At 64.8% G+C, this 7,429-nt stretch carries 7 protein-coding genes; 5 read left to right on the top strand and 2 right to left on the bottom strand.

The window, feature by feature from the left end; translation table 11 throughout:
• The 3 genes from Q0S16_RS06170 to Q0S16_RS06180 form a co-directional block, all read left to right on the top strand.
• Nucleotides 1-757 (top strand): transglutaminase family protein (locus tag Q0S16_RS06170; RefSeq protein ID WP_295846115.1); only part of this gene is annotated, 757 nt, incomplete at its 5' end.
• A 1-nt stretch (nt 758) separates the two neighbouring features.
• The gene (locus tag Q0S16_RS06175) at nt 759-1,577 is read left to right on the top strand and encodes a transglutaminase family protein (protein ID WP_295846118.1); all 819 of its coding nucleotides are present in this window, start codon (nt 759-761) and stop codon (nt 1,575-1,577) included.
• A 7-nt stretch (nt 1,578-1,584) separates the two neighbouring features.
• Nucleotides 1,585-1,986: a gamma-glutamylcyclotransferase family protein gene (locus Q0S16_RS06180; protein WP_295846120.1), complete on the top strand. Its 402-nt coding sequence runs from the start codon at nt 1,585-1,587 to the stop codon at nt 1,984-1,986.
• 171 nt (nt 1,987-2,157) lie between these two features.
• Here the strand turns inward: Q0S16_RS06180 and Q0S16_RS06185 are convergent, their stop codons facing one another.
• Nucleotides 2,158-3,354 (bottom strand): MFS transporter, encoded by a 1,197-nt coding sequence (locus tag Q0S16_RS06185; RefSeq protein WP_295846121.1) that lies wholly within the window; start codon nt 3,352-3,354, stop codon nt 2,158-2,160.
• 143 nt (nt 3,355-3,497) lie between these two features.
• On the bottom strand, nt 3,498-4,055 hold the full coding sequence (locus Q0S16_RS06190; RefSeq protein WP_295846122.1) for a chlorite dismutase family protein: 558 nt from the start codon (nt 4,053-4,055) through the stop codon (nt 3,498-3,500).
• A gap of 272 nt (nt 4,056-4,327) precedes the next feature.
• Here Q0S16_RS06190 and dnaG point away from each other — a divergent pair, with 272 nt between their 5' ends.
• Both dnaG and Q0S16_RS06200 read left to right on the top strand, forming a co-directional pair.
• On the top strand, nt 4,328-6,379 hold the full coding sequence (gene dnaG / locus Q0S16_RS06195) for a DNA primase (protein ID WP_295846124.1): 2,052 nt from the start codon (nt 4,328-4,330) through the stop codon (nt 6,377-6,379).
• 241 nt (nt 6,380-6,620) lie between these two features.
• On the top strand, nt 6,621-7,429 hold an 809-nt coding region (locus tag Q0S16_RS06200), incomplete at its 3' end, for an RNA polymerase sigma factor region1.1 domain-containing protein (RefSeq protein ID WP_295846126.1).

The raw sequence follows: 7,429 nt of genomic DNA on the forward strand, positions 1-7,429 counted from the left end.
GCCGATGTCGCTGCGCTACATCCATGACGTGTTCGGAAATTCCGTTGCCATCGCCACCTTCGACGAGCGTGCCCGCGCGCTGACCTTTGATGCGACCGCCACGGTCGAGCAGATGCCGTCGGATGAGTTCGCGCTGACGCCGGACGACAAGGCATATTTTTATCCGTTCCTCTATAGTGCCGACGAGTTGCCTGACCTGCAGGAATTCATCCGCCCGCAATATGGCGATCCCGATGGCGAACTGGCGTATTGGGCGCGCGAGTTTCTCGATCCCGAAGGCCCGACGCCGACCTTCAAGATTCTCAGCGGCATGACCCACGGCATCCGCCAGCAATTCACCTATCGCAAGCGCCACGAACACGGCACCCAGCACCCGCTCGATACGCTGCAGACCCGTTCCGGGACCTGCCGCGACTTCGCGCTGTTCATGATCGAGGCGCTGCGCCGGCTCGGCATCGCCGCGCGCTTCGTGTCCGGCTATTTGTTTCTCCATGGCGACCGCCAGCGCGGCTATGTCGGCGGCGGTTCGACCCACGCCTGGGTGCAGGTCTATCTTCCCGCCGCGGGCTGGATCGAGTTCGATCCGACCAACGGCATTGTCGGCAGCCGCGATCTCATTCGCGTCGCGGTGGCGCGCGATCCGCGCCAGGCGATCCCGCTGCACGGCAGCTATCTCGGTTCGGCGGATGCCTTCCTCGGCATGGATGTCAGTATTAATGTGGTCTCGGCCGGTGCCGACGCAAAGGTGGAAAGCTAGCATGCTCATCAAGGTCGGCTTCGAGATCACCTACTACGCCGCGACGCCGACGCCGATGGTGACGATGCTCAGCATCCACCCGTCGCGTTACGGCGACATCGTCGGTACCGAGTCGATCACCACCGATCCCAACGTGCCGATCACCTATTATCGCGACAGCTTTGGCAATGTCTGCGGCCGCCTCGTCGCGCCGGCCGGTGGCATCACCTTTCACGGCAACACGCTGGTGCGCGATTCCGGCCAACCTGATCTGATCGTGCCTTCGGCGCAGCAATTGCCGATCGACCAGCTGCCCGATGAGTGCCTGCTTTATCTGATGGCGAGCCGCTATTGCGAGACCGACAAGCTGACCGACGTGGCGTGGTCGCTGTTCGGCCATACCGATCCGGGCTGGAATCGCGTGCAGACCATCATCGGCTTTGTCCACAAGCACGTGAAGTTCGGCTACCAGCACGCCCACGCGATGAAGTCGGCGCTGGACGTCTATGAGCAGGGCAATGGCGTGTGCCGCGATTACGCGCATCTGGCGCTGACCTTCTGCCGCTGCATGGGGATTCCGGCACGCTACTGCACCGGCTATATGGGCGACATCGGCATCATCCCCGATGGCTCGGTGATGGATTTCTCGGGCTGGTTCGAGGTCTATCTGTCGGGCCGCTGGTACACCTGCGACGCCCGCCACAACAAGGCGCGCATCGGCCGCATCCTGATGGGCACCGGCCGCGACGCCGCCGACGTGGCGCTGACCACCAGTTTCGGCCGCATGGACCTGGTGAAGTTCTTCGTCATCTCGGACGAGATCAAGCAGGAAGCGGCGTAGGCGTTCGATGGCTGCTCCGGATCTCGTCTTTGTTTATGGCACCCTGATGCGCGGCTTCGACCATCCGATGTCGCGGCGGCTCGCGGCGTCGGCCGAGTTTCTGGGCGAAGCCCGCTGCCAGGGCAGGCTTTACATGGTGGCGCATTATCCGGGGCTGCTGCGATCGGATGACGTCGCGGACATCGTGTTCGGCGAACTGTACCGCGTGCATGACGACGATGAATTGCTTGCCGTGCTTGACGGGTATGAGAGCATCGGTCCTGGCTACGCGGCACCGACGCTGTATTTGCGCGAGACGTTGTCGGTGACGCTGGCCGACGGCGCGGTGGCGGAGGCGTGGACCTATATCTACAATCGCCGCATCGATGAAGCGAAGCGGATCGTATCCGGCAGATTTCTGGAGCAATAATTTCCCATGTCGTCCCGGGCCAGCGAGCAAGACGAGCGCCGACCCGCGACCCATAGCCTCCATCCCATCATGTCCAGGCTGTTGTGTGAGCCGCGATTAAACCGCGAACTCGGAGGGGATGGGTCCCGGCTCCGCGTTCTCTGACGCTCACTTGGCCTGGACCACAGGGAGTTACTTCTTCTTCCCCATCGCCTCCGCTGCGAACAGCACCATGGCGATCGCCGTGAATCCAAGCCCGATCCAGCTCACATAGGTCGCGCCGCCATGCGACACCGCGGTGCCGGAGACCGCCGAGCCCACCGCGCCGCCAAAGAAGAACAGGCCCATATACAGCGCGTTGAGCCGGCTGCGCACTTCCGGCGCCAGCGTGAAGATGGCGCGTTGTCCGACGATCAGATGGGTCTGCGACCCGGCGTCGAGCAGGATGCCGGCCAGCACGAAGGCCGTCAGCGAGCCGGTGCCACCGATCCAGGTCAACACGAAGCTCAGCCCCATCGCGACAATCGCCGCGCCGGTCAGCGCGCGGCTGTGGCCGCTGTCGGCGAGCCGTCCGGCCAGCGGCGCGACCATGGCGCCGGCGACACCGCTCAGCAGAAACGCCGACAGCGCCAGGTGGCCCAGCGAAAACGGCGGTGCCTCCAGCAGCAGCGGCGACGCGGTCCAGAACAGGCTGAAGGCGCCGAAGAACAGCGCCTGCATCGCGGCGCGGCGCCGCAACAGCGGTGTGGTGATCAAGAGGTCCCATAGCGAGTGGATCAGTTTCGGATAGGTCAACGCATGCCGCGGCTGCCGGCGTGGCAGCGCGACCGCAATCAGCGCCAGGATCGCGCACATCGCCGCCGCCGACATCCAGTACACCGCGCGCCAGCCGAAGCTACCGGCGATCAGCGTCGACAGCGGCCGCGCCAGCAGGATGCCGAACAGCGCGCCCGACACCACGGTGCCGACCACCTGGCCGCGGCGGCGCTCCGGGGTCAGATGCGCGGCCATCGGGATGATCATCTGGGTGCCGACGGCGGAAATGCCGAGCAGCAGCGAGGAGGCGATGAACACCGGCGCATTGGGCGCCGCGGTCGAGATCAGCAGGCAGGCGATCAGCGCCGACATCGTCAGCAGGATCAGTCGCTTGTTCTCGACGAGATCGCCGAGCGGGGCAAAAAACAGCAATCCCGCGACATAGCCGAGCTGCAGCATGGTGACGATCAGGCTGCCGGTGGCGACGCTGATGCCGAACGACAGGCTGATCGGCCCGACCAGCGGCTGCGCATAATAGACATTGGCAACCGTCACGCCGCAGGCGAGCGCGAACGCAAAAATGAGCCAGCCGCCGGGACCGTCGTCCCGGGTGGAGGTGTCGGATGATGGCAAGATGGGGGTCTTTCGAGACGAGACGTATCCCGTCTTATGCCGCCTCTTTCCGTGAGGCGGAAGGCGGACCGGCGGGATGGGAGCCATGCAGGGGGAAGCGAGGGATCAGGTGCGCTTTGTGGGATTTGTCTCTTGGGCGCCGCTCACACTCTTTCCCGCACCAGCCGCAGATCGGCCTCGCGCTCGACATAGCTCCACTCTTCGGTGCCGCGCAGCTGTGCCACCAGTTCCTCGAACGCCGCGGCGTGTTCGGGGGCGAATTCGAACCAGGTCAGGAAGTCGAACGGCTCGCCGAGGTCGCGGCAGTGATAGAGCTGGCGGGCGATCGCCGGCAGATATTTCAGGCTGTCAGCGATATGGCGCGACTTGTCCTCGAAGATGCGGCGGCGCTCGTTCTGGGTGAGATCCCACCACGCCGCATTCTTGCGGATCGGGATCAGCGCGGCATGACTCGCCTCGGGTCGGCCGAGCCCGGCCTGCACCGCCACCAAAGCGACCTTCTCGTTGCGTTCGACATAGCGCACATGGCTGGCGACGCCGGCCAGTCGCCACGCGTTCGATGATGGCAGCAGCGGCAGCGCGATGGCGGCGGCATGCGTCACCGACAGCGATGGCACGGCGGGCAGCGTCTCGCCGGTGACCGGTGACATCGAAATCACCCGCCATGCACCGCTGCTGCCGCCCCGGAATGTCGTGAACATCCAGCCATCAGAACGGGGAACTGAACTATTTTCAAGGGTTCCGTTATTCCGGGGCGGGAGCGGCGGCAGCCTCCGACGGCTGCGCCGTTCAAGCATGAGGGCCTAGCGTGCAGGCGTCCGGCAGCGGGCTACCCGTCACCTGGCCTGTGAATAGCGGGCGCAAAAGCCGCCGGGTTAAAATTGCCGCTGCAAAACCTATATCCATGGTCGGCTGGCCAAGGCCCGGCCATTCCACCCGGGACTCGCCGCCCCGACTCAAAGCATAAGCATCCATGCGCTTCACGCCCCAGTTCCTCGACGATCTGCGTGCCCGGCTCCCGGTTTCGGAAGTCGTGAGCAAGCGCGTCAAGTTGAAGAAGGCGGGCAGGGAGTGGAAGGGCCTGTCGCCGTTCCAGCAGGAGAAGTCGCCGTCGTTTTTCGTCAATGACGAGAAAGGATTTTACCACGATTTTTCCAGCGGCAAGCACGGCGACATCATCAGCTTCCTGATGGAGACCGACGGCTGCGGCTTCCCGGAGGCGGTCGAGCGGCTGGCGCAGATGGCCGGCGTGGCGCTGCCGGCGGCGACGCCGGATGCCGCCCGCCACGAGCAGCGCCGCAAGACGCTGTATGACGTCATGGAACTGGCTGCCAAATTCTTTGCCGACCAGCTGACCGCTCGCCAGGGCGCCAAGGCGCGCGGCTATCTCGCCGACCGCCAGATCTCGCCGACGGTGCAGCTCCAGTTCCGGATGGGCTACGCCACCTCCGAGCGCTATGCGCTGAAGGAATTTCTCGGCGGACAGGGCATCTCCACCGCCGACATGGTCGAAGCGGGTCTCCTGGTCGGCGGCGACGACATCCCGGTGCCCTACGACAAGTTTCGCGACCGGGTGATGTTTCCGATCACCGACCTGCGCAACCGCGTCATCGCCTTCGGCGGCCGCGCGCTGGAGAAGGACGTCCCGGCGAAATACATGAACTCGCCGGAGACGCCGCTCTTCCATAAGGGCGACAATCTGTACAATTTCCCCACCGCCCGCACCGCCGCGCATAATGGCGCGACGTTGGTGGTGGTCGAGGGCTATGTCGACGTCATTGCCATGGTCGGGGTCGGCTTTGCCGCCACGGTGGCGCCGCTCGGCACCGCTTTGACCGAGAACCAGCTGCAGCTGATCTGGAAGATGGCCGACGAGCCGATCCTGTGCTTCGACGGCGACAAGGCTGGCCAGAAGGCGGCGTGGCGCGCCGCCGAGCTGGCGCTGCCGCATCTCAAGCCCGGCAAGAGCCTGCGCTTTGCCCTGTTGCCGGAGGGCCAGGACCCCGACGATCTCGCCCGTTCCGGCGGCCGCGTCGCGGTCGAGGAAGTCATCGGCGCCGCCAAATCGCTGTCCGACCTGATCTGGGCCCAGGCCACCCTGGGCGGCGACTTTGCCACCCCGGAGCGCCGCGCCGCGCTGGAGGCGCGCATCAACGAGCTCGCCAACGGCATCCGCGACGACGTGGTGAAAAAATATTACCGCCAGGATCTCGCCGAGCGGCTGCGCAATACGTTCTCCCCCAATGCCGGCCGCGGCTATGGCGGCGGCGGTGGGTTCCGCGGCGGGCAGGGCGGCGGTCAAGGCGGCGGATTTGGCGGTTTCGGCGGCAAGCCCGGCTTTGGCCGTCCCGGCGCGCCGCGCACCTTCACCCCTGGTGCCGCCGGCCGGATCGAGCCGCGCGGGCGCAATGGCGCCTCGGCTGGCAGCCAGACCATCAACCGCTCGCCCTATCAGGTGGTCAGTCCGCAGCTCGCCAATTCCTCGATCATGCGCGGCCAGCGCAGCGCCATCTCGCGGCGCGAGGCGCTGATCGTGCAGACCCTGATCAACCACCCCTGGTTGCTGCATGACCGGCTCGAGGAAGTCGCCGCGCTGGAGCTGGCGCATCCGGAAATGCACCGCTTGCGCGCCGGCATCATCGCCGCCTTCGCCCATGAGCATCATCATGGCGACGAAGTCGCGCAAAGTGAGGAAATGCGTTCAGATCTGGTTAAGGCTGGATTTAATGAGCAATTGCAACATGTTGAGAAGGCAATTACCACCAAGGACGTGTGGGCCGCGCAGCCCGGCGCGGCGCGGGAGGACGTTCTTTCGACATGGACGCAGCTGGTTGCCTTGCATCGGCAGTGGCACTCCTTACTTAGGGAGTTGAAAGACGCCGAACTCGCTCTGGGTGAAGAGGCGTCCGAGACCAATTACGGATGGTTGCGTGACGTCAAGGCCAGGCTTGCCGAGGTCGACGGTATTGAAGCCCTGATCGAGGGGTTTGGCGAATCATCCGGCCGGTTCCTGCGCAGTGTGTGACGCGAATTGATGCGAATGGCGCCGGTGAAACCGCGAAAAGACTCGCCTAACCCATGGTTTAGCTGCAAAAACAGGGTTAATCAGAGTTTAACGCTCTTTGGGCTTAAGTGCGAATACCGGCAGGCCGTTTTGAGGGTGGCGAGGCATACGCCGCCCTTTCCGCGTCGGGCGGGTTGACCCGATAAATGATTCAAAGCGGGGCGGCAACGCCCCCAGCGTGATCGCGTTTCAGGAGCATTGAATGGCCACCAAGGCAAAGACGCTGCAGACCAAGGATAAAGAAAAAGACGACAAGGCTGCAGACGCCCCGGAAAAGGATTCTCCGGACGCGCCGTCGCCGTTGCTTGATCTCTCCGACGCAGCCGTCAAGAAGATGATCAAGCAGGCCAAGAAGCGTGGCTTCGTCACCTTCGATCAGCTCAACGAGGTGCTGCCGTCGGACACCACGTCGCCCGAACAGATCGAGGACATCATGTCGATGCTCTCCGAGATGGGCATCAACGTGTCGGAAGCGGATGACGCCGATTCGGACGAGGAAGAGACCAAGGAAGAGGCCGAGGAAGAGACCGACAACGAACTCGTCGAGGTCACCCAGAAGGCCGTCACCGAGACCAAGAAATCCGAGCCCGGCGAGCGCACCGACGATCCTGTCCGCATGTATCTGCGCGAGATGGGGACCGTCGAGCTGCTGTCGCGCGAGGGCGAAATCGCCATCGCCAAGCGCATCGAGGCTGGACGCGAGGCGATGATCGCGGGCCTCTGCGAGAGCCCGCTGACGTTCCAGGCCATCATCATCTGGCGCGATGAACTCAACGAAGGAAAGATTTTCCTCCGCGACATCATCGATCTCGAGGCCACCTATGCCGGCCCCGACGCCAAGAACAACATGAACCCGGCGCTGATCGCCGCCCCGGTCGCCTCCGATGGCGACGAAGGCGCGGCCGCCGTCGCCGCCCCGCCGGCGGCGCCACCGGCGCCGACCCCGTTCCGCGCCGCCCCGCCGCGCGTGGCCCCGGCGCCCGAGCCGGCCGCCGCCGATGACGGCGACGG

The sequence above is a fragment of the Tardiphaga sp. genome (assembly GCF_025356345.1).
In the GTDB taxonomy this organism is placed as follows: domain Bacteria; phylum Pseudomonadota; class Alphaproteobacteria; order Rhizobiales; family Xanthobacteraceae; genus Tardiphaga.

Excerpts from the sequence above, each read along its gene's own strand:
- Q0S16_RS06175 (WP_295846118.1), top strand. The coding sequence starts at position 759 with ATGCTCATCAAGGTCGGCTTCGAGATCACCTACTACGCCGCGACGCCG.
- Q0S16_RS06180 (WP_295846120.1), top strand. The coding sequence starts at position 1,585 with ATGGCTGCTCCGGATCTCGTCTTTGTTTATGGCACCCTGATGCGCGGC.
- Q0S16_RS06190 (WP_295846122.1), bottom strand. The coding sequence starts at position 4,055 with ATGTTCACGACATTCCGGGGCGGCAGCAGCGGTGCATGGCGGGTGATT.
- dnaG (WP_295846124.1), top strand. The coding sequence starts at position 4,328 with ATGCGCTTCACGCCCCAGTTCCTCGACGATCTGCGTGCCCGGCTCCCG.